The organism is Pseudoduganella sp. UC29_71, from assembly GCF_042693265.1.
Classification (GTDB): domain Bacteria; phylum Pseudomonadota; class Gammaproteobacteria; order Burkholderiales; family Burkholderiaceae_D; genus Rugamonas.
Genome location: NZ_CP170549.1, coordinates 6158014 through 6182346, shown reverse-complemented (window position 1 = coordinate 6182346; position 24333 = coordinate 6158014). Strand labels below are relative to the sequence as shown.

Below are 24333 nucleotides of genomic sequence, written 5' to 3'. Positions count from 1 at the left end.
CTGCGGGAACGGCCAACGCCGCATGCCGCCTGCCTTCCCGGCCGTTTTCCTGATGAAAACGGCACTCCCATTTCCGCCGCAACCACAGTAAAATGCTTGAGCCTTTGGCAAATCCCGGCCGATGGGCCGCCAAGCCGACTCCTTTACTGATCGTTTTATGTCCAAAAGCTCGTTCCAAAAGCCCATCGAAATCAAGATTTCCACTGTAGTCGCTGTTTCCGCCATCCTGTACACCTCGGACGGCCTTGCACTCGACGCCGCGCTGAACGAAATGACCGGCGGCGTGCCCGACTTCTTTGAAGGCGACCTGGCCGTGATTGACGTCGGCTCGCTGGCGCCCAATTGCGAACGTATCGACTGGGCAAAAATCATTGCCCTGCTGAAAAAATACCGCTTGAATCCGGTGGCCGTGCGCAACGCCGCGCCGGACATGATGGACGACATCGTGGCCCATGGCCTGTCGCTCGACAGCGGCAAGCGCGACGAGGAACCGGCGCCCAAGCCGCGGCCGCCGGCCAAGGCGGAAGCGCCGGTGCCGACGCCGACCGCCGCATCGGGCACCGCCGCGCCCACCATGGCGCCCGTCAGCGCCCCCGCCGGCACCATGATCATCGATACCCCGGTGCGCGCCGGCCAGCGCATCTACGCGCGCGGCGGCGACCTGATCGTGACGGCCGTGGTCAACAACGGCGCCGAGATCATCGCCGACGGCAGCATCCATGTTTACAACACCCTCAACGGCCGCGCGCTGGCGGGAGCGTCCGGCAATGCCGAGGCGCGCATCTTCGCTATGTCGATGTCGCCGGAATTGGTGTCGATTGCGGGTGTTTTACAGCACATTTGAAGACGGTTTCCCTGCCGAGCACGCACGCAAACCCACACAAATCAGCCTGGTTGGCGACCGAATCGATATACTATCTGTCAATTCGCCTACTCGCGCTTAATCTGAAAAGGACTCTTTCGTGGCAAGAATTATCGTTGTAACGTCCGGTAAGGGCGGTGTCGGCAAGACCACTTCCAGCGCCAGCTTCTCCTCCGGCCTGGCCATGCGTGGACACAAAACCGTGGTGATCGACTTCGACGTCGGCCTGCGTAATCTGGACCTGATCATGGGCTGCGAACGCCGCGTGGTGTACGACCTGATCAACGTCATCAATAAAGAAGCGTCGCTGACCCAGGCGCTGATCAAGGACAAGCACTGCGACAACCTGTTCATCCTGCCCGCTTCGCAGACGCGCGACAAGGACGCGCTGTCGGAAGAAGGCGTGGAAGCGGTGCTGCACGAGCTGATCAACATGGGCTTCGAATACATCATCTGCGATTCGCCGGCCGGCATCGAGCACGGCGCGCTGATGGCGCTGACCTTCGCCGACGAGGCACTGGTGGTGACCAATCCGGAAGTATCGTCGGTGCGCGACTCGGACCGCATCCTGGGCATCATCCAGGCCAAATCGCGCCGCGCGCAATCGGGCGGCGAACCGGTCAAGGAGCACCTGCTGATCACCCGCTACTCGCCGAAGCGCGTGGAAGCGGACGAGATGCTGTCGTACCAGGACGTGCAGGAAATCCTGCGCATTCCGCTGATCGGCATCATTCCGGAATCGGAATCGGTGCTGCACGCATCGAACCAGGGCAATCCCGCCATCCACTTCAAGGGCACCGACGTGGCCGACGCCTACGAAGATGTGGTGTCGCGCTTCCTGGGCCAGGACCTGCCGCTGCGCTTCACGACCTACGAAAAGCCGGGCCTGCTGCAGCGTATTTTCGGAGGGAAGTGATATGGCCCTGCTGTCATTCCTGTTCCCGTCCAAGCCGAAGACGGCCACCGCCGCCAAGGAACGCTTGCAGATCATCATCGCGCGCGAACGCAATGGCCGCGCCGGTCCGGACTTCCTGCCTGCCCTGCACAAGGAACTGATCGAGGTGATCTCCAAGTACACCAAGGTGAACGCGGACGACATCAAGATTTCGCTGGACCGCCAGGGCAACCTGGAGGTGCTGGACGTCAACGTGGTGCTGCCGGACGCCTGATTGTCAGACAGGCGCAGCTTTCTGCTGCGCCAGCATCACTTCCTGCGCCACCCTGGCGCAGGCTTCCACGTGCTGGTAGCCGATCTGGCGGAAGGCGAAAAAGCCGATCGCCGCCGCCGTGGCCTGGCCGGCCAGCGGCACAAAACGGGTAGCCTGCCTGGCGACCATGCCGGCGCCGGCCCGCTGCAGCAGTTTGAGCACCACTTCCTTCGTCACGTATTTCCCCACCATGGTGCCGCCCGCATTGACGGCGGCCTGATAGGCCAGCAGCCGGAACCGCGGCTGCAAGCGCCCCACCTGTTCCGGCGTGAGGCCGAACTCGCGGTTCACATCCTCGATCAGCTCGGAAAACAGGCGCAAGTCCGACACCACGTCCAGTCCCGGGATCGGCACCGCCGAAATGCCGGCCGACACCGCCGCGCGGCGCTGCACCAGGCGCCGGCAACGCGCGCGCACCTCTTCCAGCTCCTTGTCGGAGGCCGGAATCAATGTCCATTTGGCATCTTTCTTTGTAAACATAGTGACTTTTTGTGTTACGCAATTGTACCAAAGGCCATTGAAAAGGCCCTTCCATGCGTGTACCGTGTGATCATACGGCGAGTTTGCATAAGAACATTAGTAATTCCTACAGGAAAAATTCCATTCCTGAAGTAATTAACACTCTGTCGGCCGTGTATGACTATAATTCAACAATAACGGCAGTCCCACTGCCGGCTTTTGATCCGCCTATCATCATGAGAATCGTAGTTCTAGACAATGACCGCAGCCAAGCCGATGTGATATGCCAGGTGCTGACCTCGGCGGGTCACATTTGCCACGGCTTCCAGACCGGCAAGGACCTGCTCGGCCACTTGCGCAAAGACAGCTATGACATGCTGATCCTGGATTGGCAAGTGGCCGACATGAGCGGCGCCGAAGTGGTGCGGCGCGCGCGCGAAAAAATGCCCGAACAGGCGCCGGTGCTGTTCCTCACCACCGCCTCCGGCGAGGACGACATCGTGGCCGGCCTGGCTGCCGGCAGCGACGATTACATGATCAAGCCGCTGCGCCGCAGCGAGCTGGTGGCGCGCGTGCAAGCCCTCCTGCGGCGCGCCTATCCTACCCAGAACGGCGCCGAACAGCTGCAATTCGGCCAGTACGTCTTCGAAACGCGCCCAGGCCGTTTGTTGATGGACGGCAATGTACTGGACGTGACGCACAAGGAGTTTTACCTGGCGCTGCTGTTTTTCCGCAACATCGGCCGCCCGCTGTCGCGCGCCTACATCCATGAAGCCGTGTGGATACGCGAAACCGCCGTGCCTTCGCGCACCATGGACACCCACGTCTCGCGCGTGCGCAACAAGCTGCAGCTGAAGCCGGAAAACGGCTTCCGCCTGGTGCCGGTGTACAGCTACGGCTACCGCCTGGAAAAGCTCGGCGCCTGATCCGCCGGATCAGTATAGGGGCTATCGGCCCCGCCTGCCGGTGAGGCCGGACGCATCACGGTATAATGGCCGGTAACGTTCCTATCCCGTCCGCACACTGTCTAAAATGCAACTGCTTGCCGTCGGCCTCAACCACACCACCGCCCCAGTGTCGCTGCGCGAACAGCTGGCGTTCGCCCCTGAGCAATTGGGCCAGGCGGTGTCGGCGGCGCGCGCGTGGTTCGAGCGCATCGACCCGGTGGGCAGCGACGAGGCGGCCATCCTGTCGACCTGCAACCGTACCGAGCTGTACGCAGCCAGCCACGTCGCCAATCCGCTCGACGCGGGCGGCCACTTCCTGGCCGATTTCCACAAGCTCAACTACGGCGAACTGCGGCCGCACCTGTACATGCTGCCGCAGCACGAGGCCGTGCGCCACACCTTCCGCGTCGCCTCCGGGCTGGACTCGATGGTGCTGGGCGAAACCCAGATCCTGGGCCAGATCAAGGACGCCATCCGCACCGCCGAGGAAGCGGGCGGCCTGGGCACTTATCTGCACCAGCTGTTCCAGCGCAGCTTCTCGGTGGCCAAGGAAGTGCGCAGCACCACCGAAATCGGCGCGCACAGCGTGTCCATGGCGGCCGCCGCCGTGCGCCTGTCGCAGCGCATCTTCGACAAGGTCTCCGAGCAGAACGTGCTGTTCATCGGCGCCGGCGAGATGATCGAACTGTGCGCCACGCACTTCGCGGCGCAGAATCCGAAAAGCCTCACCATCGCCAACCGCACCATGGAGCGCGGCGAGCTGCTGGCGCACCGCTTCGGCGCCCGGGCCATCCGCCTGGCCGACCTGCAGGACCGCCTGCAGCACTACGACATCGTCATTTCCTGCACCGCCTCGTCGCTGCCGCTGATCGGGCTGGGCATGGTGGAGCGCGCCATCAAGGCACGCCGCCACAAGCCCATGTTCATGGTGGACCTGGCCGTGCCGCGCGACATCGAACCGGAAGTGGGCCGCCTGAACGACGTGTTCCTGTACACCGTGGACGACCTCGGCAAAGTGGTGCAGACCGGCATGGAGAACCGCCAGGCGGCGGTGGCCCAGGCCGAAGCCATTATTGAAACCCGCGTGCAGTCCTTCATGCATTGGGTGGACGACCGCGCCGTGGTGCCGGTGATCCAGACCTTGCAGGAAAGCGGCGAAGCCATGCGCCAGGCGGAGCTGGAACGCGCCCGCAAGATGCTGGCCAAGGGCGAGGATATCGACGCCGTGCTGGAAGCCCTGTCCAAGGGGCTGACGGCCAAGTTCATGCACGGCCCGCAGCAGGCGCTGCACCGAGCCCAGGGCGACGAGCGTGCCCAACTCGCCACGCTGCTGCCCCAGATGTTCCGCGGCCGCCGTTAGCGCAGCCCGCCTCCCCGGCGCGCGCGCCGCAGCAGTACCGCCTGACCTTCCAACGTATTCCATAGAGCACCCATGAAACCATCAATGCTGGCCAAGCTGGACCAATTGGCAAACCGACTCGACGAACTGGACGAACTGCTGATGTCCGAAGGCGCCACGTCCAATATGGACAGCTACCGCAAGATGACGCGCGAGCACGCCGAACTGGGGCCGCTGGTGGCGCTGTACAAGGATTACCAGGGCGCGCTGGGCGACATCGCCGAGGCGCAGGCCATGCTGGCCGACCCGGAAATGAAGGAATTCGCGCAGGAGGAAATCGAGGCGGGCAAGGAGCGCCTGGCCGGGCTGGAACTGGAGCTGCAGAAGATGCTGCTGCCCAAGGACGCCAACGACGAGCGCAACATCTTCCTTGAGATCCGCGCCGGCACCGGCGGCGACGAGTCGGCCCTGTTCGCCGGCGACCTGCTGCGCATGTACACCCGCTTCGCCGAGCGCAACCGCTGGCAGGTGGAGATGGTGTCCGAGTCGCCGTCCGACCTGGGCGGCTACCGCGAGGTGATCGTGCGCCTGGTGGGCAACGGCGTGTACTCGAAGCTGAAATTCGAGTCCGGCGGCCACCGCGTGCAGCGCGTGCCGGCCACCGAGACCCAGGGCCGCATCCACACCTCGGCCTGCACGGTGGCGGTGATGCCGGAAGCGGACGAGGTGGAGGACGTGCACATCAACCCGGCCGACCTGCGCATCGACACCTTCCGCGCCTCCGGCGCCGGCGGCCAGCACATCAACAAGACCGACTCGGCCGTGCGCCTGACCCACTTGCCCACCGGCATCGTGGTGGAGTGCCAGGACGACCGCTCGCAGCACAAGAACAAGGCGCAGGCCATGAAGGTGCTGGCGGCGCGCATCAAGGACGTGCAGCTGCGCGAGCAGCAGTCGAAGGAAGCGGCCACCCGCAAGAGCCTGATCGGCTCGGGCGACCGCAGCGAGCGCATCCGCACCTACAACTACCCGCAGGGGCGCATGACGGACCACCGCATCAACCTCACCTTGTACAAGCTGGACTTCATCATGGACGGCGACCTGACCGAGCTGACCAACGCGCTGGCCGCCGAGCACCAGGCCGAGCTGCTGGCGGCGCTGGGCGATTGAGTCAACTGCGATTAATTGAGGCTTAAGGCGCGCCCCTGCCGCTTTGTGCGAGAATTGGCCCGCCTATAATCTTTTCAATGCCATGATGAATCCACGTTCCCTGCTCCTGTCCATCGCCCTCGCCTGCTTCGGCCTGATCGGCGTCGCCCTGTATCTGCAGCACGTGGTGGATCTGCTGCCGTGCCCGCTGTGCGTGATCCAGCGCTACCTGTTCCTGCTGATCGGCATCGCCTGCCTGGCGGGCTACTTCATGAAGAACACGCTGATCGGCACCGGCGTCGGCCTGCTGGGCGCGCTCGGCGGGCTGGGCGTGGCCGGCAAGCACCTGTATGTGCTGGCACACCCCGGCTTGTCCTGCGGTATCGATCCTATGGAAACCATGCTGAACAAGATCCCGACCGCCACCTACCTGCCCTTCCTGTTCCAGGCCGACGGCCTGTGCGAGAACGCCACCGAGGGCCTGCTCGGCATGTCGATCCCGCAGTGGGCCTTCGTGTGGTTCGGCCTGTTTGCCGTGGCGCTGGGCTGGTCCCTGCTGCGCCGCCGCGCACGATGATCGCAGCCGGCGCCACCGTCGCCGCACTGCAGGCGCAAACGCACTACGCGCAGCGCCTGGACCCGCTCGATAACCGCATCCTGATCTGCCACGCGCTGGGCCTGACGCGCGTGGGCCTGATCACCCAGTCCGAACGCACCCTCACGCAAGACGAAGCGGTCCGCCTGGGCGCGCTGCTGCAGCGCCGCCTGGACGGCGAACCGATCGCCTACATCGTCGGCCAGCGCGAGTTCTTCGGGCTGCCGTTCAACGTCAGCCCGGCCGTGCTGATCCCGCGCCCGGACACCGAGCTGCTGGTGGAGCTGGCCATCGAGCGGCTGCCGCCGTCCGGCCGCGTGCTGGACATGGGCACCGGCAGCGGCGCCATCGCCGTGGCGCTGGCCCACAGCCGGCGCGACGCCGCCGTGACCGCGCTGGACGTGAGCCCCGCCGCGCTGGAGGTGGCGCGCGGCAATGCCGCGCTGAACCAGGTGGCCGTGCGCTTCCTGGAAAGCGACTGGTACGGCGCCGCCGCCGGCCAGCGCTACGAGCTGATCGTCTCCAATCCCCCCTACATCGCCGACGGCGACCGCCACCTGTCCGAAGGCGACCTGCGCTTCGAACCGGGCGGCGCGCTGACCGACTACGCGGACGGCCTGAACGCCCTGCGCACCATCATCGCCGGCGCGCCGGCCCACCTGGAAGCCGGCTGCTGGCTGCTGATGGAGCACGGCTACGACCAGGCCGAACCGGTGCGCGCGCTGCTGGCGGCGCAGGGGTACACTGAGGTGCAAAGCTGGCGCGACCTGGCCGGCATCGAGCGCGTCACCGGCGGCCGCCGCCCCTGAACCGCGCCGCCGCACGGTTTCACGCGGGCTCCGCGCAGTTTGTTAATATAGCAATCCGAGCTTTTTGGGCCGTCTCCGACGCGCTTGTCCGTTTTCGGTTAATCTCGCACCAATCTTAAATTGCTGCACCAGAAAGGAAGCTCAAATTGTCCAACCTATTGACGCGCCGCCTGGCCATTCTGGCCGATGAAAAGCACCGCGCGGTGCTGGGCGGCGGCTTGCGCGGCATTGAACGAGAAACCCTGCGCGTGGACCCCAGCGGCCACCTGGCGACGACCCCGCACCCGGTAGCGCTGGGTTCCGCGCTCACGCATCCTGAGATCACCACCGATTACGCAGAAACCTTGCTGGAGTTCATCACTCCGGCCGAGCACGACATCGCCATCACGCTGGACAAGCTGGACGCCATCCACCGCTTCAGCTACAGCAAGCTGGGCAATGAGATGCTGTGGAGCCAGTCCATGCCCTGCCAGCTGCCGGCCGAGGAAGACATCGAGATCGCCTGGTACGGCAAATCCAATATGGGCATGCTCAAGCATGTGTACCGGCGCGGCCTGGCGCTGCGCTACGGCAAGGCCATGCAGTGCATCGCCGGCATCCATTACAACTACTCGCTGGACGAGCAGCTGTGGCGCCTGCTGGACGAGAACGAGCCGTCCGAGCGCAAGCTGTCGGCCAAGGCTTACCAGTCGGAAAGCTACTTCGCCACCATCCGCAATTTCCGCCGCTACAGCTGGCTGCTGATGTACTTGTTCGGCGCCTCGCCGGCGCTGTCGTCCAGCTTCCTGCGCGGCCGCCCGCACAAGCTGGAGCACCTGTCGGAGGACACGCTCTACCTGCCCCACGCCACCAGCTTGCGCATGAGCGACCTGGGCTACCAGAACGACGCCCAGTCCGGCCTGAGCCCGCACGAGAACTGCCTGGACAGCTACGTGGCCACGCTGACCAAGGCGGTGAACCAGCCCTACGCGCCGTACGCCGAAATCGGCACCAAGAAGGACGGCGAGTGGGTGCAGCTGTCGACCAATGTGATCCAGATCGAGAACGAGTACTACTCGACCATCCGGCCCAAGCGCGTGATCCGCAGCGGCGAGCGCCCGATCCAGGCGCTGTGCTCGCGCGGCGTGCAGTACATCGAAGTGCGCTGCATGGACGTGGACCCGTTCGAACCGATCGGCATCAGCCTGGAAACGGGCCGCTTCCTGGACGCCTTCCTGCTGTTCTGCGCGCTGGAGGAAAGCCCGGTCATTTCGGAAGAACAGGGCCGCATCTACACCGAGAACTTCGCGCGCACCGTGAAGGAGGGCCGCCGTCCGGGCCTGACGCTGCGGAAGAACGGCGCCGAAGTGGAGCTGGCCGCCTGGGGCCGCGAGCTACTGGAGCGCATCCGCCCGGTGGCCGAGCTGCTGGACCGCGTGCGCGGCGACAGCGTGCACGCCGATTCCATGGCGCTGCAGGCGGCCAAGCTGGACGACCCGGACCGCACGCCGTCGGCGCGCGTGCTGCGCGAATTGCGCGCCAACGGCGGCTCGTTCAGCGCCTTCGGCCTGCAGCAGAGCGAGCGCCACGCGGCCTACTTCCGCAGCCATCCGCCTACCGCCGGGGAAGCCGCCTATTTCGAAGCGGAAGCGGCCACGTCGCTGGCCGAGCAGGCCGCCATGGAAGCGGCCAACACCGGCAGCTTCGACGATTTCGTGGCGGCCTACCGCAACAGTAATCTGTGCAAAAACGTTGGCTAAGCCACCGTGCTGACCTTCTATAACGAGCAGCACGGCCAGCACCACGGCCGCTGCGAAATCTTCCGCGGCGAGATGGTGCCCTGCTTCGAAAAGCCGGAGCGGGCCGACGCCGTGCTGGCCGAACTGGGCCGGCGCGGCCTGGGCCAGATCGTCACGCCGCACGGCGTGCCGTTGATGACCCTGGAGCGCGTGCACACGCCGCGCTACCTGCAGTTCCTGCGCGGCGCCTGGAATGAATGGCTGGCGCTCGACCCGGCCAACGCCGGCAAGGACGCCTTCCCCGCCGTGTGGCCGGTGCGCTCGCTGCGCTCGGACATCGAACCGGACAATTTCTGCGCCAAGCTGGGCCTGTATTCGATGGACAGCGGCACGCCCATCACGGCCGGCACCTGGACCGCCGCCAAGACCGGCGCCGACTGCGCCGTGAACGCGGCGCACGCGCTGCGCCTGGGCGAGCGCAGCACCTTTGCGCTGACGCGCCCGCCCGGCCACCACGCCGGCGCGGATTTCTACGGCGGCTACTGCTTCCTGAACAACGCCGCGCTGGCGGCCCAGCACCTGCTGGACGACGGCGCGCGCAAGGTCGCCATCCTGGACATCGACTACCACCACGGCAACGGCACGCAGAGCATCTTCTACGAACGCAACGACGTGCTGTTCGTGTCCATCCACGCGGACCCGCGCCAGGAATATCCGTTCTACCTCGGCCACGCGGACGAAACCGGCGCCGGTGCGGGCCTGGGCTTCAACGTCAACCTGCCGCTGGCGCACGGCAGCAGCCCGCAAGCCTGGTTCGCCGCGCTGGAGACAGCCTGTTTGCGCCTGCAGATGTACGCGCCGGAAGCGCTGGTGGTGTCGCTGGGCGTGGACACCTTCGCGGGCGATCCGCTGTCGCACTTCGCGCTGCAAAGCGCGGACTACCTGCGCATCGGCGAACGCCTGGCCTGGCTCGGCCTGCCGACCGCCTTTGTGTTCGAGGGCGGCTACGCGGTGAAAGAGCTGGGCGTGAACGTGGTCAATGTGCTGGAAGGCTACGAGACCGCGCTGTAGCGCTTGCACGCCTCACTGCACGCCCTCGCGGCGGCGCAGCTCTTCCATGTAGTTGTAGATCGTGAAGCGCGACACCTGCAGCGCCGCCGCAGCGCGCTGCACGCCCCCCTTCACGATGAACAGGCCGCGCCGCTGCATCTCGCGCACGGCCTGGATTTTTTCTTCCTTGCTCATCTTCGCCAGCGGCACCGCGTCGCCGATAATTTCCTGCATCAGCGCGTCCATCTGCGGGGCCGCCGCAATGGCGGGCGCCGCCGCCTGCGCCTGGGCCTGGCGGAAGGGCTGCAGCATCTGCTCCAGCCAGGCATGCGTGGCCTGGAACACCGATACGTCCGCATTCAGGCACAGCGTGGCGAAGGGCACGCCGCTGGCGTCGCGGAAAATCGCGGAGGCGGATTTCAGCGTGCGGCCGCCGGCCGTCACCGTGGTGTAGCCGTCGACCACGCTGTGCACCGCGCCCTTGGTGGAGATCACGCGCGTGGCGGCGGCGAAGCCCTTGTCGCCGTGCGGCCCCTCCAGCACCGAACTGCCGACCACGCGGCCGGAGATGTGGCCGTTGGCGATGGCCACCACGGAATGATGCGGGCGGCTCACATCGTGCAGCACCACTTCCAGGTGCGTGCCGGCCATGGCGGCCAGCATGGGCACCACGGGGCGCAGGGCGTTGATGACGGCGTCGCGTTCGGCCTGGATGGCGGGGGATGGTTTGATCATCATGAAATCTCAACAAATTGTTGAAGCATTCTAACCGAATGGCCATTTTCAACAGAATGTTTACCGAACGGGCCAACTCCTGCCTATAATTTTCCGCATGAAACGCAGACACTACAAAAAGCTGGCGACTGCCATGGCGCTCGCCGTTCCGGGCCTTGCATGCAGCGCGCCGCAACTGGACTACCACAACGAAGGCAATCCCGCGTCGCGGCCCTTCACGCTGGCGGTGCGCGCCGGCGACTACATCCACCTGTCCGGCCAGATGGGCACCGACGCCAACGGCCTGGTGCCGGGCGGCTTCGAGGCCCAGTCGCGCAAGGCCATGGACAATATCCAGGACATCCTCAAGGGCATGAACCTGAGCATGGAGCACATCGTCAAATGTACGGTGATGATTGCCGACATGGGCAAGTGGGGCGACTTCAACAAGATCTATACCGGCTACTTCAAGCCCGGCCGCCTGCCCGCGCGCAGCGCCTTCGGCGTGAACGCCCTGGCGCTGGGCGGAGAGATCGAGATCGAGTGCCTGGCGTATGCGCCCCTGGCACCGGCAGCCAGGCCCGCTGTGCCCCCGCGCGCCAGGCGGGACGCGCAATGAGCGCCAGCCGCCGCGCCTTCCTGCAGCAGGCCGCCGTCCTCGGCTTAGGCGCCACGCTGCCCGTGCTGGCCGAGGCGGCCCATGCGAGCGAGGCGACCGCCCTGCGCGCGCGCCGCCCCATCATCATCGACGCGCTGGGCGGCATCGACAACCCGAACCGCCCGCAGGCGGAACAGGATGACCCGAACGCCATCGGCATCGACGCGCGCTCCTTCGCGGACGCCAGGGCGGCAGGCCTGAGCGCCTTCAACATGACCATCGGTTTCGTGTTCGGCAAGGATGATCCCTACGAGCAGAGCCTGCGCGAAGTGGCCGCATGGGACGCCTTCATCCGCCGCAACGACAAGCTGGTAAAAGTCCACGGGGCCGCCGACATCCGCCGCGCGCACGAACAGGGCCGCACCGGCATCATCCTCGGCTTCCAGAACGCCGCCATGATGGGCAAGGACGCGCGCCGCGTGGAGACCTTTGCCAGGCAGGGCGTGCGTGTCATCCAGCTCACCTACAATGGTTCCAACCAGCTCGGCGACGGCGCCATGGTGCCGGACAACCGCGGCCTCACGCCTTTCGGCCGCGAGGTGGTGCAGGCGCTGAACCAGCACCGCGTGCTGGTGGACCTGAGCCACAGCGGCGAACGCACATGCCTGGACGCGGTCGCCGCCTCCCGCCAGCCTATCGCCATCACGCACACCGGCTGCCGCGCCGTGGCTGACCTGCCGCGCAACAAGACAGATCGCGAACTGCGCATCGTGGCCGACAAGGGCGGCTTCGTCGGCATCTACTTCATGCCCTTCCTCGCCATCGGCAGGCAGCCCATGGCGGCGGACCTGGTGGCGCACATCGAGCACGCCATCCATGTGTGCGGCGAAGACCATGTGGGCATCGGCACCGACGGCAACGTAAGTGCCATCGACGACATGCCGGCCTATATGCGCGCGCTGGAACAGGAAGTGGCGCAGCGGCGCGCCAGCGGCATAGGCGCCACCGGCGAACGCGCCGACATCGTGCCCTTCCTGCCCGACCTGCAAGGGCCGGACAAATTCTGGAAACTGGCCGAGCTGCTGGCCCGGCGCGGCCACAGCGAAAACCGCATCGACAAAATCCTGGGCCTCAATTTCCTGCGCACCGCCGGCGGCGTGTGGGGCTGATCCACTCTGAGCAAAGACCTTATGTCCTTCAATATCCGCAAGCCCATCGCGGCCGCCATCGCCCTGCTGTGCGCCGGCGCCGTGCACGCAGCCGCCACGCAAACCATATACCGCGGTGCCACGCTGATCGACGGCACCGCCGCCGCGCCGCGCACCGGCATGGCCATCATCGTCGAGGGCGAGCGCATCAAGGCCATCGTACCGGACGCGCAACTGGCCGCCGGCGCCGATGCCAGCGTCTACGATGCGCAGGGCCTGTACGTGGTGCCCGGCCTGATCGACTCGCACGTGCACTACGCCACCAACCCGGACCGGCCCTACGCCGAAGCGGAACTGAAGCGCAACCTGTACGGCGGCGTGACCGGCGTGCGCGACATGGCGGGCGACGCGCGCGAACTGGCTTCGCTGTCGCGCGAGGCGCTGCTGAACCGCATCCCCTCGCCGGACATCTACTACGCCGCACTGGTGGCCGGCCCGAGCTTCTTCAAGGACCCGCGCACCGTCGCCGCCGCGCAAGGCATGGTGCCCGGACAAGTGCCCTGGCTCTACTCCGTGGACGGCAAGACCGACATCGCACTGGCGATCGCGCAGGCGCGCGGCACCGGTGCCACCGGCCTGAAAATCTACGCCAACCTGCCCGGCCCGCTGGTAGCGAAACTGATCAAGGAAGGCAAGCGCCAGGGCTTCCCGGTGTGGACGCACCAGCAGGTCTACCCTTCCACGCCGTACGACACGCTGGGCGCCACGACGGTGTCGCACGCGTGCATGGTGGCGCGCTATGTGCGCGAGGCCGGCAAGGCGGCGTATGGCCACGGCGGCGAGCCTTCCTACGCCGGTCTGACGGCGGCCGATCCCGGCATCCGGAAATACATCGCGGCGCTGGCCAAATCCGGCTCGCTGCTGGACGCCACGCTGAGCGTGTACGCCCCCAAGGACACGCCGCGCTGCCGGATTGAACTGGCGGGCGACATCACGCGCGCCGCGCACCGGGCAGGCGTGAAGATCATCGCCGGCACCGACTCGGACGGTCTGGGCGACGACCCCTACCCTATCCTGGACCGCGAACTGGAACGCCTGGTGCAGTATGCCGGCTTCACGCCGAACGAAGCCATCATCGCCGCCACCGCCAACGCCGCCATCGCACTGGGCAAGCAGCACGACCTCGGCACGCTGGAAGCGGGCAAGCTGGCCAACATGGTGTTCCTGAAAAAAGATCCGCTGCAGGATATCGCCAACGTGCGTTCGGTGGTGCTGACCGTCAAACGTGGCCAGCAGTTCGCACGCGACGACTACAAGTTCATGCCGATACCGGAACACAAGGACTAAGCTGCAGTAGCCCTGCTAGACTAGGCGCACCCATTCAAAAAAGGAGACGCCATGAAGTTCAGCAGCAAGCTCGCAGCAGCCCTCTTCGCCAGCAGCGTGGCCACCGGCATGGCCGCCGCGGCGCCGGTGACGTACGACGTCGATCCGCACCACACTTTCCCCAGCTTCGAGGCCGACCACATGGGCATCTCCTTCTGGCGCGGGAAGATCAACAAGAACAGCGGCAAGATCGTACTGGACCGGGAGGCCAAACAGGGCACGGTCGATATCGCCATCGACCTGTCCAGCATCGACTTCGGCGAAGACCTGCTCAACAAATGGGCGACCGGGAAGGACTTCTTCAACGTGGAGAAGCATGGCAGCACGGCGCGCTACACCGGCAAGCTCAATTTCGCCAACGGCGACCCTACCGAAGTGCAGGGCCAGCTGACGCTGATGGGCGTGACCAAGCCGCTCACGCTCAAGCTGAACCGCTTCAAATGCATCCAGCACCCCATGCTGAAGCGCGAGCTGTGCGGCGCGGACGCCGCCGCCACCTTCAACCGTGAGGACTTCGGCCTCACGGCAGGCAAGGACTACGGCTTCTCGATGGACGTGGGCTTGCGCATCCAGGTGGAAGCGGTGGCGGCCAAGTAAGTTCCGATCAGCGATGCAGCTCGCCGGCCCGCTCGGGCTGGTACAGCACGTCCAGCACGGTGAGGTTGAAGGAGGCGCCGTCCGGGCGCGTCCAGTCTATGCTGTCGCCGCTGGCCAGGCCCAGCAAGGCGTTGCCGACCGGCGTGAGCACGGAAATGCGCTCGTCGCCGGGCTGCATGTCCTTGGGGTAGGCCAGGGTCAGCGTGAATTCCTCGGCCGGCTGGTCCAGCGCGAAACGCACGCGCGAATTCATGGTGACGACGTCCGGCGGCATGTCCGCCGGTTCCGCCAGTTCGGCGCGCGCCAGCTCTTCCAGCAGCGCATGCTTGACGGCCGATTGCGCCGATGGCAGCGAATCGAGCAGCGTCTCAAGGCGTTCCATGTCGATCGACGACACGACGATATTGGGTCTCATGATGTAACTCCACAAATGTCAGGGAAAAGGCAAGGCAGATGGAGAGCGGCCCGGTGGGAAGGAAGACGGCGTCTTCCTGGAGTTCCCGCCGGGCCTCAGGAGAGGCGGGCGAGAGCGCGCGCGCGCAGCGGCGCGCACGTCGGACGGTTATTCGGCAGGAGAATCAGAGCGGTTCTGTTCATGGTGAGCCGAGTATAACCGTTTTGCACGGATCAGATCTGCGCGGCGCCGCCGTCGACGAACAGTTCGATGCCGTTGATGAAGCTGCTGTCGTCGGACGCCAGGAAGGTGACGGCTTTTGCGATCTCGGCGGGCTGCCCGAGGCGGCCGATCGGCACCAGCGTGGCCAGGTGTCCGAGCAGGCCGGCCTGGTGTTCTTCCGGCACCAGCCCAGCCAGGCCAGGCGTGTGCACGGGGCCGGGGCTGACCGCGTTGACGCGGATGTTGCGCGGTTTCAGGTCCAGCAGCCAGTTGCGGGCAAAGTTGCGCACGGCGGCCTTGCTGGCGCTGTAGACGCTGAAGTTCTCCGTTCCCTGCACCGAGGTGGTGGACGCGGTGAGGATGACCGAACTGCCGTCCTTCAGCAGGCGCAGCGCCTTCTGCACGGTGAACAGCGTGCCTTTCACGTTGGTGTCGAAGATGCGGTCGAAGTGCTCTTCGGTGATGTCGGCCAGCGGCATCATGTCGCCGCCGCCGGCATTGGCGAACAGGACGTCCAGGTGGCCGGAGCGCGCTTCGATGGCGGCGTAGATGCGGTCCAAGTCCTCGGGCCGCGACACGTCGCCCTGGATGCCATAGGCGGCAGCGCCGGTGGCGGTGATGGTGGCCACCGCCGCTTCCAGCTCCGCCTGGCGGCGGCCGGTGAGGTAGACCACGGCGCCCTGCGCTGCGAAGTCCTGCGCCGTGGCCAGGCCGATGCCGGTGGTGCCGCCGGTGACCAGTGCCACTTTGCCTGCGAGTTTTTGTGCGTTGTTCATTTCAGTGCTCCTTTAAGAGGGGGATATGTGTGACGACGGAGTTCACTTTACGCCCGGCTCATTATTGAATAAAGTATCTATAACGGAATGCTTTATTCCCATCCATGAATAATGAGGAAAGCCGATGGACCAATTGCACGCGATCCGCGCATTCGCCCGCGTGGTGGAAGCTGGCAGCTTTACCAGGGCGGCCGATACGCTGGGCATGCCGAACGCCACGCTGACCAAGTCGGTGCAGGCGCTGGAGGCGCATCTGCGCGTGAAGCTGCTGCAGCGAACCACGCGGCGCGTGTCCGTCACGCCCGAGGGGGCGCAGTATTACGAGAAAACGCAACGGCTGCTGAAGGAACTGGACGATGTGGACGCCAGCTTCAGCGCTGCGCAATCCCGGCCGCGCGGCCATCTGCGCGTGGACGTGGGCAGCTCCGTGGCCAGCCTGGTGCTGTTGCCGGCGCTGCCGGAATTTTTGGCGCGCTATCCGGACATCCGCGTTGACCTGGGCGTATCGGACAGGCATGTGAACCTGATCGGGGATAGGGTGGACTGCGTGATACGCGGCGGCGAGCTGACCGACCTGTCCCTGATCGGACGGCAGATCGGCAGCGCTTCCTGGGTCACCTGCGCGACACCGGACTATTTGCGCAAGCACGGCACGCCGCGGCACCCATCGGAGCTAGAGCAGGGTCACGTACTGGCGCATTACCTGTCCACGCGGACCGGACGCGGTTTGCCGCTGAATTTCGCGCGCGGCGCCGAGACGTATGCCATCCAGGGCACGCGCACGGTGGGCGTCAACGAGAGCAACGCCCATGTGGCGGCGGGCCTGGCGGGGCTGGGCGTGATGCAGACCTTTACCTACGCGGCCGCCTCGCACATCGCCAGCGGTGCGCTGGTGCCGCTGCTCGAAGAATGGCAGCCGCCACCTTACCCGTTCTACGTGGTCTATCCTTCGAACCGGCATGTGAGCAGCCGGTTGCGGGTGTTTATCGACTGGGCTGCGGCCTTGTTCGCGGAGCTGGCCTAGGCCGCCCTACTTTTTCGCTGCCGGCTCGATCAGTACCAGCTTGCCGGTCTTGGGGTCGCGGAAGACTTCGCCGACGCGGTCGTAGCCGCTGCCGCTCTGGCTCACGCCTTCTGCGGGGCGTTCGATCTGGCGCCCCTTCTCGACCGGCTGGGGTGTCTTCAGCGCACCCTGCGAACCGGCGATGGCGGCGATCAGGCCGCAGGCGAAGACCAGCATCACGTCGACCAGGTTGACCAGGCTGGCGCGCGGGTCTTCGTCGCTGTCGTCGAAGCGGGCGTCGAGGCGGGAGTAGAGGCGCATGCGCTGGCGCGAGGGCTGGGTGCTCATGCCGCGCGCTCCATCGATTGCTGCATCGATTGTTCCATTGATCGTTCGATTGATTGTTCCATGGCCTCCAGCGTTTCTTCGTACCAGCGGCGGCGCAGTTTGCCGATCACCAGGCCGCCGATGCCGGCCACCAGGCCGAGTACCGTGGCGTCGAAGGCTACCGTGACGGCGCTGGCCAGCTGGGCCGGGTCGCCCTGTCCGAGCGCGGCCAGGCCGGGTCCGAGCGGGATGATGGTGGCCATCAGGCCCAGCATCGGCGGGATGCGCGCGAGCAGGTCGGCGCGCTCCAGGCGGTGGCGGGCGATGGCCTGGACTTGCGCCAGGTTGCCGCCGGAGGCCAGCTTGGCGAGGCCGTGGAAGCGCTCGCCGACGGCGATGCCGGCTTCGATCACGGCAATGGCGCAGCCGATCAGCAGCGCGCCCAGCGCCGGCGCGAGCAGCCAGCGGACTGCGTCGTGCAGCCAGGCGTAGGACAGGGTTTCGATCATGGGAACTCCTTACAGGTTGACGGGTTGAGGTGTATAACGGCCGCGCCACAGGCCCAGCGCGAACAGCGCAAGCACGGCGGCCAGCACGCCGAGCAGCTTGGCCACGCGCACGGCGGCGGGCTCCTGCGGCTCGGTCTTCTGGTGCAGCTCATAGACGCGCGGCGCGGCATTCGCGGCCGGAGCGGCGTTGGCGGGCGGCGCGGCGCTGTCGGCGGCTGCGGCGGCTGCAGCGGCGTCGGCGCGGGTTGGCCGGCTGGGCGTGCGGGCCGCCGTGGCATTGGCTGCACTGGCTGCATTGGCTGCATAGCCGGCATCTGCCGGCTCGGCGGGCAGCATGTCGCCGCGCGCCTTGGCCAGCGTCACGCCTAGCGCGGCCGCGTCGGCGCCATCGAGTTGCGGCGCCAGCCAGTCCCACATCGGATGATTGGGCGCGGTGTGGCCGCTGCCGGGCAAGCCGTTCTTGGCCACCAGCTGCGCCAGCTCGCCGCCCATGCGCTTGATGGTGGCAGGATCGGTTTTCCAGTAGCCCTTCTCGGCCGCCACCATGAAGATGGCCAGCATGTGCGCCTTCACGTGCGCGTTGTGCTGCTGGCCGAGGAACTGCGGCAGGCCCAGTTTGTGCGAGTCGTCGAAGTACACCGACTTGACCTCGTCCCAGGCCCAGTTCTTCACCAGGTCCGGACGCGTCACCTGCCAGCCCCACAGGTTCTCCAGGAATTCCTGCCCCATGGTGCGCGCGCCCGCGTAGCCGTGGCCCATCAGCGGCTTGAGCCAGGCCGGATTCAGGAAGCGGCCGCGCAGCTCGCCCAGCAGGGCCGAGGCCAGCGGTTCCACGTCCGCGCGGCCCGGCTGCGCGTGCTGCAGGATCATCGCTTCCGGCACCCGGCCGGTACGGCCCTCGATGGCCAGCGACAGGCCGCCCAGGTAATCGAAGGCGTCGTTGTTGTCGAGCAGGCCGTACAGATTGCTGGCGCGGCCATGGTAGGTGCGCTCGATGCCGTCCAGAGCCACATCGAAGGCGGCGTGGGTGGCCTCGCCGCTGGCGTCCAGCCCGTAAGCGTGGCCCATGCGGTTGCGGTAGGCGCGACCGATCTCGTCGCGTTCGCGCCAGGCGCCGGAGCGCTCGGTGAGGCTGTTCACGCCCGCACCGTAGGCGCCGGGCGCATCGCCAAACACGCGCTGCGCGGCCGCGCGGCCGGCTTCCACCGCCGGCATGCCGGTAGCGGCCAGCGCGCGCTGGCGCACCAGCCATTCGCGCGCCACGCGGTTCTGCGCCGGCTCCTCGCTGCCCCAGGCCACGCCCGGCAATGGCGCCAGCGCCGCCTGCAAGGCTTCCTTCAGCGCCGGATCGCGCTCGGCCAGCGTGCCGGCCGACGCGGCCAGCGCCATGCGTCCCGCGCGGTCGATCAGGCGTATCAGGTTGGGATACAGGTCGCGGAACAGGCCGGACGTCGTCACCAGCGCGTCGCGCCGCATCGCGCCCGGCTTGAGCTTCACGTCCGTGACGATGCCGCGCGCGTTCCACACCGGCTCGGCGCCCATCATGGCCAGCGCAAACGCCACCATCACGCCTTCGTCGCGCACCGCGTCCGAGGCCCACAGGATGATGCCTTCGCTGCCTTTGCCGGCCGAGCTGCCCGACGCATTGCGCGCGTCCGCCTTGGCCGCCATGCGCTCGCCGAGCTGGTAGCCCAGGCGTGTCGGCAGGATGTCGCCGTCCACCGCGTGGAAGTTGCGGCCGGTGGGCAGCGCTTCCGGCGAGCGCAGCGGGTCGTTGCCCTTGCCCGGTTCGATGTATTCGCCATCCAGTCCGGCCAGCAGCGCCAGCATTTCGCGGCGCGGCGAATCGGCCAGCTTGGCGGCAACGTCCGCGCCTTCGATACCACCCTTCTTCATCGATTCGAGCATCAGGTCGATGGATTCCTGCTTCCACGGGCGGCCGAAAATGTGCAGGCCGTGCGGCATGAACTTTTCCTGCAGCTTGGTCAGGTAGTGGCCCACTTCGTGCGCCAGCAGGTCGTCGTCCGCCGCGTCGAAGCCGATGCCGCGCACGGCCAGCACGTCGGCCATGGACGCTTCCAGTTCGGCTTTCAGGTTCAGCGCGTTGACGCGCTCGCGCATCAGCGCGGCGGCTTGCGACTTGAGCGATTCCGAATTGGCCGCTTCGAAACTCTCCACCACCTGGCGCAGGGCCAGCAGTTCGTCGTACAGCGGCGTGGTGGCCAGCGGCGGCGTCAGGTGATCCACGATGACGGCCAGGCCGCGCCGCTTGGCCTGCGTGCCTTCGCCCACGCCGTCCACGATGTAGGGGTAGATGCCGGGCAGGTCGCCCGCGATCAGGCTGGGATAGTCGTCCGAGCTCAGGCCGACGGCTTTACCGGGCAAGAACTCGTAGGTGGAGTGGCGGCCTACGTGCACCAGCGCGTCGGCCTTGAAGCGGTCGCGCAGCCAGTGGTAGAAGCCGAGGTACTGGTGGGGCGGCGTGATGCTGGTGTTCGCGTGCAGCAGTTCCTCGTCCACTTCCCAGCCGCGCGGCGGCTGCGGTCCGATGAACACATTGCCGAACACCAGGCCGGGCACCAGCAGCTTGCCGCTGTCGACCATGATCCTGCCGGGCGCCGGTCCCCAGCCTTTCAGGCCTTCGATGCCGTAGCCGGACAGGCGCTTGCTGAGCGGCGCCAGCGCGGCGCAGCCGGCCTTGGGCGTTCCCTTGGTCCGCGCCGTACGGCCCGGCGCGGCGATGGCGCTCGGGTCCAGGCAGGCGTGATAGCCGTCCGCCAGCGCAGCCAGGTCGCGGATCGCCGCTTCGCGCTGCGGATGGTCCGCCCCTTCCACCAGGTGCTGCAGTTCCTTGATGATGACGTCGGCCTGCTTGCGGCCCAGCGCGGGCTCGCCGCTGGCTTCCGCTTCCAGCACGTCGGAATGCAGGCGGCCCAGCAGGCCGCTGGTCATCTCGCCCTGCACGCGCGGCGGCAGGGTGCCAAACCAGCGCGCGTAATCGGCCGCGCTGACGCTGTTCACGGTGCCGCTCAATTCGCGCAGCGCGGCGCGGTCTTCCGGCAGGTTCACGCCGTGCGCCATGATCATGTCCAGCAGCGCTTCCGGCGACGCGGGCAGCGTGCCCACCGTGTAACCCGCCTGCTTCATCGCGTGCAGCATGTCGAACAGCGAGGCCGGCACGTCCAGGTTGTCTGCGCCGATGTTCTGCCGGCCGGGCGGGTGGTTGTAGTAGATCAGCGCCACCTTCTTGTCGCGGTTGGCCTTGCTGCGCAGCGCCAGCCAGCGGCTCACGCGCGCGGACAAGCGGTCCGCCTCCTCGCCCAGCACCACCGGCGGGCGGTTCTCGATGCCGGTCTGGCGGTCCTGCTGCGCCTGGCCCAGCGCGGCCACCACGATGGGCTGGCCTATGCCTTGCAACTCCGGCAGCGCCACGCGGTACTGCACCGAATCCGGCGGCAGGCCGTCGGGCGACAAGCGCCACTGCACGGCGCTGCGGTCGGATAGGCGAATGGCCTTGAACACCGGCACGTTGAGGCGCTTGAACGCTTCCGTGACGGCTTCGCGTCCCTCTGCAGCGCCCACCACGAAGTCCTGCAGCACCACCAGCGCCGCCGGCTGTGCGGGCGCGATCAGCTCCGGCAAACGCTCCAGCGCTTCGCGCGAGGCGCCGCCCCAGCGCGTGAGCACTTGCACGCATGCCTGGCCGCGCTGCTCGACGCGCTGGCACACGGCGGCGGGCACCGCGCTATCCATATTGGACAGGTCCAGCACCACCACGGTGGGCTGGGCTTTCAGGCCTAGTTGCGCCGCCTTGCCCCAGGCTGCTGCGTCCACCAGCTCGCGCTGGCCCGCCCGCAGGCGCAGCGTGGGCTCGGGCTGCGCATCGGCCAGCGGCACGGAAGGCTTGAGCAGATGCGCGAACAGCGCAGCTGTGTTGTCGGCGCCGCCGGCCTGCCATACGCGGCGCGCGGCCAGCCAGCGGGACGCCGCCGCATCGGCCTGCGCCGCCTTCAGGGCGGCAGGCGGCGGCGCTTCCGACGACAGCTCGCGCAGCGTGTCCGGTGAAAAGCCTTGCAGGCTGGCGCGCGGGTCGCGGCTCATCAGGCTGAGGCTCGCTTCACCATTGAAAGCCAGCACCGGCGTCTGCGCCCGGGCGTAGCGCGGCAGCAGTTCCTTCAGGCGGCGCGCGGGATCGCCGAACAGGGAAACGGCCAGCACGCTGTCGGCCTGCCTGAGCCACAGCCCGGCGTCACGCTCGCTGGCGGCCATCCACTGCGCCGGGGTGCGCAGCACGATGCGGTCCTGCGGATGGCTGGCCAGGTGGCGGTGCGCGGCCTCGATGGCGGCCGGCGCCGCGCGCTCGGTGACGATGGCGAACAGGTTGGCGGCCGGTGCGTGCGCGCAGGCGCAAACGCACAACAGCGCTGCGGCCAGCCGCAGGAGTATGGAAGTGCTCAATTTGAACTTTAACCAGTAGCTGCGCGCCAGGCGCGCAGGAAAACAGGCAACGCCACACCCCGGGCTTTGCGCATCTTCGTAACTGGCCGGTCTTCTGGCTGGCCTTCATCCTTCCTCGACCCTGCCTTCCCGTGCAATGCACAGTGGCGTTCGGTCAAAGTCGTCAGGCATACAGCAGCGGGGGCTGCGCCGGACTGGCGCGAGATGAAAATCGCGCGCGTCACCGGCTTCCCGTTTCACCCTCCAGCCGACAAGCGGAAGGGCACCAATCACGTTAATGCCGCGATTCTACCGTATTGAGCCCTGTCATGAAATCCTACATGCCTTCTGCCCGGGCGCCTACACCCTGCACTGTTAGGTCATCTTAAGATGGTCTGGCTTTCGCATCAGATCAGCATATCCGGCGCCGCAACGCGGCGCTTAACGCCCAACCAAGGAGCCCCCATGAAAGCCAGTGACAAGGCCGAGGCAGCCATGCCTCAAAAAATTCCCACCGCGCCGGGTGAAATCGACGCGATTTCCTTGCTGACGCAGGACCACGCGGAAGTGAGAGCAATGTTTGAGCAATACGAAGAACTGGGCGACCGCGCCCTCGCGTCGAAGAAGAAGCTGGCGCACAAAATCTGCCTGGAGCTGACCAAGCACGCCACGGCCGAGGAGGAGATTTTCTATCCCGCCGTGCGCCAGGCCAGCGGCGCGAACGAGGACTTGGTCGACGAGGCGACCGTGGAGCATGCCTCCGCCAAGGAACTGATCGCGCAGATCCTTTCCATGGAACCCAGCGACGACCTGTACGACGCGAAGTTGAAAGTCCTGTCCGAGCAGATCGAGCATCACGTCAAGGAAGAAGAAGGGGAAATGTTCCCCAAGGCGCGCAAGGCGAAGCTGGACCTGGTCGCACTGGGCGATGCGATCGAAGCCCGGAAGGCGGAGATCGAGGCTCCCGCGCTGCCCCAGTGACGATCAAGGCCGGGCGCGCCAAGCAAGCCCGCAAGCATTGAAGGCCGCAATCCGCCGGCCCGCTTGGTGCGGGCCGGCGCGGACGGCGGCAAAATATTTTCCGGAAACTGAAAAATATAGCTTGCTATTACATAGCGCACGATATAAAGTACACACATCGGCGCTGCAAACACAGCGCGAGGTAGCAAGAAGTAGGGCGCGATTCAATAGATAGCAATCTAATTTACTCACAGCAAAGGAAATCATCATGTCGATCAAACAAGTTCTGTACCGCGCAAACGCTAAAGCAACCGGTGGCCGCGAAGGCCGTGCTGTCTCCTCGGACGGCGTGCTGGACGTGAAACTGACCACCCCCAAGGAACTGGGCGGCGCCGGTGCGGTCGGCACCAATCCTGAGCAGCTGTTCGCTGCCGGCTACTCGGCCTGCTTCCTGGGCGCCATGAAATTCGTCGGCGGCCGCGACAAGATCGCCGTGCCGGCCGACGTGTCGGTGGAAGGCACCGTGGGCATCGGCGCGATCGAAACCGGCTTCGGCATCGAAGTGGAACTGAAAATCTCGCTGCCGGGCCTGGACCGCGACACCGCCGAAAAGCTGGTCGCCGCAGCCCACATCGTCTGCCCTTACTCGAACGCCACCCGCGGCAACATCGACGTAACGCTGACCATCGTATAAAGCCGGTTTTGCCGCTACCGCAAAACCGGTGGCGGCAGCCTGAAAGTCCAGCCAATAAGTAGTGCACGATTAAATAGTGCAATTAATCTAGGAGAAATATCATGAAAGCATCCATCCTGTCCGTCGCCGCCGCCGTCATCGCCCTGACCTCGAGCGCCTACGCCGCCGAACCCGTCAACAGCGGCGAAGGCTACCAGGGCAACGTGGTCAATACCGTGTCGATCCGCACCCGCGCCGAAGTGAAAGCCGAAACCATCGCCGCGCTGCGCGCCGGACAGATCCTCAACGGCGAAGCCTACCCCGCCAGCGTGACCGCAGCCGCGCCAGGCAAAACCCGCCAGGAAGTGCGCGCCGAACTGGCCCAGGCAGTCAAAGCCGGCACCCTGTCACACTATGAATAAAGCCCCTTACAATGGCTGCTTCGATCCCATG

General features: G+C 66.3%; 24 protein-coding genes, 1 pseudogene and 1 riboswitch. Of the genes and pseudogenes, 18 read left to right on the top strand and 7 right to left on the bottom strand.

Annotation, left to right across the window (positions count from 1 at the left end; translation table 11 throughout):
* Nucleotides 1–157 precede the first annotated feature (157 nt).
* From minC to minE, 3 genes and pseudogenes are all read left to right on the top strand, one after another.
* Nucleotides 158–944 (top strand): annotated as a pseudogene (gene minC, locus ACFJI2_RS27675) (septum site-determining protein MinC).
* Between the two features lie 18 nt (nucleotides 945–962).
* Nucleotides 963–1778: a septum site-determining protein MinD gene (minD, locus tag ACFJI2_RS27670; RefSeq protein WP_377702731.1), complete on the top strand. Its 816-nt coding sequence runs from the start codon at nucleotides 963–965 to the stop codon at nucleotides 1776–1778.
* Between the two features lies 1 nt (nucleotide 1779).
* The gene (gene minE / locus ACFJI2_RS27665) at nucleotides 1780–2031 is read left to right on the top strand and encodes a cell division topological specificity factor MinE (RefSeq protein WP_056400827.1); all 252 of its coding nucleotides are present in this window, start codon (nucleotides 1780–1782) and stop codon (nucleotides 2029–2031) included.
* Between the two features lie 3 nt (nucleotides 2032–2034).
* On the opposite strand, the gene ACFJI2_RS27660 is transcribed toward minE, so the two are convergent.
* Nucleotides 2035–2550: a hypothetical protein gene (locus ACFJI2_RS27660; protein WP_377702730.1), complete on the bottom strand. Its 516-nt coding sequence runs from the start codon at nucleotides 2548–2550 to the stop codon at nucleotides 2035–2037.
* Nucleotides 2551–2765: 215 nt separating this feature from the next.
* Between ACFJI2_RS27660 and ACFJI2_RS27655 the strand changes: the two genes are divergently transcribed.
* From ACFJI2_RS27655 to ACFJI2_RS27625, 7 genes are all read left to right on the top strand, one after another.
* Nucleotides 2766–3455 carry a response regulator transcription factor gene (locus tag ACFJI2_RS27655; RefSeq protein WP_107869710.1) on the top strand — a complete coding sequence of 230 codons (690 nt, stop codon included), beginning with the start codon at nucleotides 2766–2768 and terminating at the stop codon, nucleotides 3453–3455.
* A gap of 106 nt (nucleotides 3456–3561) precedes the next feature.
* Nucleotides 3562–4836, top strand: a complete 1275-nt coding sequence (hemA, locus tag ACFJI2_RS27650) for a glutamyl-tRNA reductase (RefSeq protein WP_377702729.1) — start codon at nucleotides 3562–3564, stop codon at nucleotides 4834–4836.
* A gap of 72 nt (nucleotides 4837–4908) precedes the next feature.
* A complete protein-coding gene (gene prfA / locus ACFJI2_RS27645; protein WP_132133861.1) occupies nucleotides 4909–5985 on the top strand; it encodes a peptide chain release factor 1 in 1077 nt (358 codons plus the stop codon).
* A gap of 82 nt (nucleotides 5986–6067) precedes the next feature.
* The gene (locus ACFJI2_RS27640; protein WP_377702728.1) at nucleotides 6068–6541 is read left to right on the top strand and encodes a disulfide bond formation protein B; all 474 of its coding nucleotides are present in this window, start codon (nucleotides 6068–6070) and stop codon (nucleotides 6539–6541) included.
* The gene (gene prmC / locus ACFJI2_RS27635; protein WP_377702727.1) at nucleotides 6538–7368 is read left to right on the top strand and encodes a peptide chain release factor N(5)-glutamine methyltransferase; all 831 of its coding nucleotides are present in this window, start codon (nucleotides 6538–6540) and stop codon (nucleotides 7366–7368) included. Before ACFJI2_RS27640 ends, prmC begins: the two co-directional genes overlap by 4 nt.
* Nucleotides 7369–7514: 146 nt before the next feature.
* Nucleotides 7515–9107 carry a glutamate--cysteine ligase gene (gshA, locus tag ACFJI2_RS27630; RefSeq protein ID WP_377702726.1) on the top strand — a complete coding sequence of 531 codons (1593 nt, stop codon included), beginning with the start codon at nucleotides 7515–7517 and terminating at the stop codon, nucleotides 9105–9107.
* Nucleotides 9108–9113: 6 nt separating this feature from the next.
* Entirely contained in the window at nucleotides 9114–10157 is a 1044-nt protein-coding gene (locus tag ACFJI2_RS27625) for a histone deacetylase family protein (RefSeq protein ID WP_377702725.1), read from the top strand.
* Nucleotides 10158–10169: 12 nt separating this feature from the next.
* On the opposite strand, the gene ACFJI2_RS27620 is transcribed toward ACFJI2_RS27625, so the two are convergent.
* On the bottom strand, nucleotides 10170–10874 hold the full coding sequence (locus tag ACFJI2_RS27620; RefSeq protein WP_377702724.1) for a transcriptional regulator: 705 nt from the start codon (nucleotides 10872–10874) through the stop codon (nucleotides 10170–10172).
* 130 nt (nucleotides 10875–11004) lie between these two features.
* Here ACFJI2_RS27620 and ACFJI2_RS27615 point away from each other — a divergent pair, with 130 nt between their 5' ends.
* From ACFJI2_RS27615 to ACFJI2_RS27600, 4 genes are read left to right on the top strand one after another with little or no spacing between them, the layout of a single operon-like run.
* On the top strand, nucleotides 11005–11469 hold the full coding sequence (locus tag ACFJI2_RS27615) for a RidA family protein (RefSeq protein WP_377702723.1): 465 nt from the start codon (nucleotides 11005–11007) through the stop codon (nucleotides 11467–11469).
* Nucleotides 11466–12617: a dipeptidase gene (locus ACFJI2_RS27610; RefSeq protein WP_377702722.1), complete on the top strand. Its 1152-nt coding sequence runs from the start codon at nucleotides 11466–11468 to the stop codon at nucleotides 12615–12617. Before ACFJI2_RS27615 ends, ACFJI2_RS27610 begins: the two co-directional genes overlap by 4 nt.
* Before the next feature lie 21 nt (nucleotides 12618–12638).
* Complete coding sequence (locus ACFJI2_RS27605) at nucleotides 12639–13943, top strand: amidohydrolase family protein (RefSeq protein WP_377702721.1); 1305 nt, start codon at nucleotides 12639–12641, stop codon at nucleotides 13941–13943.
* 51 nt (nucleotides 13944–13994) lie between these two features.
* A complete protein-coding gene (locus ACFJI2_RS27600) occupies nucleotides 13995–14579 on the top strand; it encodes a YceI family protein (RefSeq protein WP_107869700.1) in 585 nt (194 codons plus the stop codon).
* Between the two features lie 7 nt (nucleotides 14580–14586).
* On the opposite strand, the gene rnk is transcribed toward ACFJI2_RS27600, so the two are convergent.
* Nucleotides 14587–14994 (bottom strand): nucleoside diphosphate kinase regulator, encoded by a 408-nt coding sequence (rnk, locus tag ACFJI2_RS27595; protein ID WP_207910026.1) that lies wholly within the window; start codon nucleotides 14992–14994, stop codon nucleotides 14587–14589.
* A gap of 212 nt (nucleotides 14995–15206) precedes the next feature.
* On the bottom strand, nucleotides 15207–15971 hold the full coding sequence (locus ACFJI2_RS27590; protein ID WP_377702720.1) for an SDR family NAD(P)-dependent oxidoreductase: 765 nt from the start codon (nucleotides 15969–15971) through the stop codon (nucleotides 15207–15209).
* Between the two features lie 124 nt (nucleotides 15972–16095).
* Between ACFJI2_RS27590 and ACFJI2_RS27585 the strand changes: the two genes are divergently transcribed.
* A complete protein-coding gene (locus tag ACFJI2_RS27585) occupies nucleotides 16096–16995 on the top strand; it encodes a LysR family transcriptional regulator (RefSeq protein ID WP_377702719.1) in 900 nt (299 codons plus the stop codon).
* Nucleotides 16996–17001: 6 nt separating this feature from the next.
* Here ACFJI2_RS27585 and ACFJI2_RS27580 read toward each other — a convergent pair whose 3' ends face one another.
* From ACFJI2_RS27580 to ACFJI2_RS27570, 3 genes are read right to left on the bottom strand one after another with little or no spacing between them, the layout of a single operon-like run.
* A complete protein-coding gene (locus ACFJI2_RS27580; protein ID WP_377702718.1) occupies nucleotides 17002–17322 on the bottom strand; it encodes a hypothetical protein in 321 nt (106 codons plus the stop codon).
* On the bottom strand, nucleotides 17319–17810 hold the full coding sequence (locus ACFJI2_RS27575; protein ID WP_377702717.1) for a MotA/TolQ/ExbB proton channel family protein: 492 nt from the start codon (nucleotides 17808–17810) through the stop codon (nucleotides 17319–17321). Before ACFJI2_RS27575 ends, ACFJI2_RS27580 begins: the two co-directional genes overlap by 4 nt.
* Nucleotides 17811–17819: 9 nt before the next feature.
* A complete protein-coding gene (locus ACFJI2_RS27570) occupies nucleotides 17820–22268 on the bottom strand; it encodes a cobaltochelatase subunit CobN (RefSeq protein ID WP_377702716.1) in 4449 nt (1482 codons plus the stop codon).
* Nucleotides 22269–22334: 66 nt separating this feature from the next.
* Nucleotides 22335–22553, bottom strand: a riboswitch (cobalamin riboswitch).
* Between the two features lie 159 nt (nucleotides 22554–22712).
* Here ACFJI2_RS27570 and ACFJI2_RS27565 point away from each other — a divergent pair.
* From ACFJI2_RS27565 to ACFJI2_RS27555, 3 genes are all read left to right on the top strand, one after another.
* Nucleotides 22713–23228: a hemerythrin domain-containing protein gene (locus ACFJI2_RS27565; protein WP_377702715.1), complete on the top strand. Its 516-nt coding sequence runs from the start codon at nucleotides 22713–22715 to the stop codon at nucleotides 23226–23228.
* A 247-nt stretch (nucleotides 23229–23475) separates the two neighbouring features.
* Nucleotides 23476–23901, top strand: coding sequence for an organic hydroperoxide resistance protein (locus ACFJI2_RS27560; RefSeq protein WP_107869696.1), 426 nt, complete (start codon nucleotides 23476–23478; stop codon nucleotides 23899–23901).
* A gap of 101 nt (nucleotides 23902–24002) precedes the next feature.
* Nucleotides 24003–24302: a DUF4148 domain-containing protein gene (locus ACFJI2_RS27555; RefSeq protein WP_377702714.1), complete on the top strand. Its 300-nt coding sequence runs from the start codon at nucleotides 24003–24005 to the stop codon at nucleotides 24300–24302.
* Nucleotides 24303–24333 lie beyond the last annotated feature (31 nt).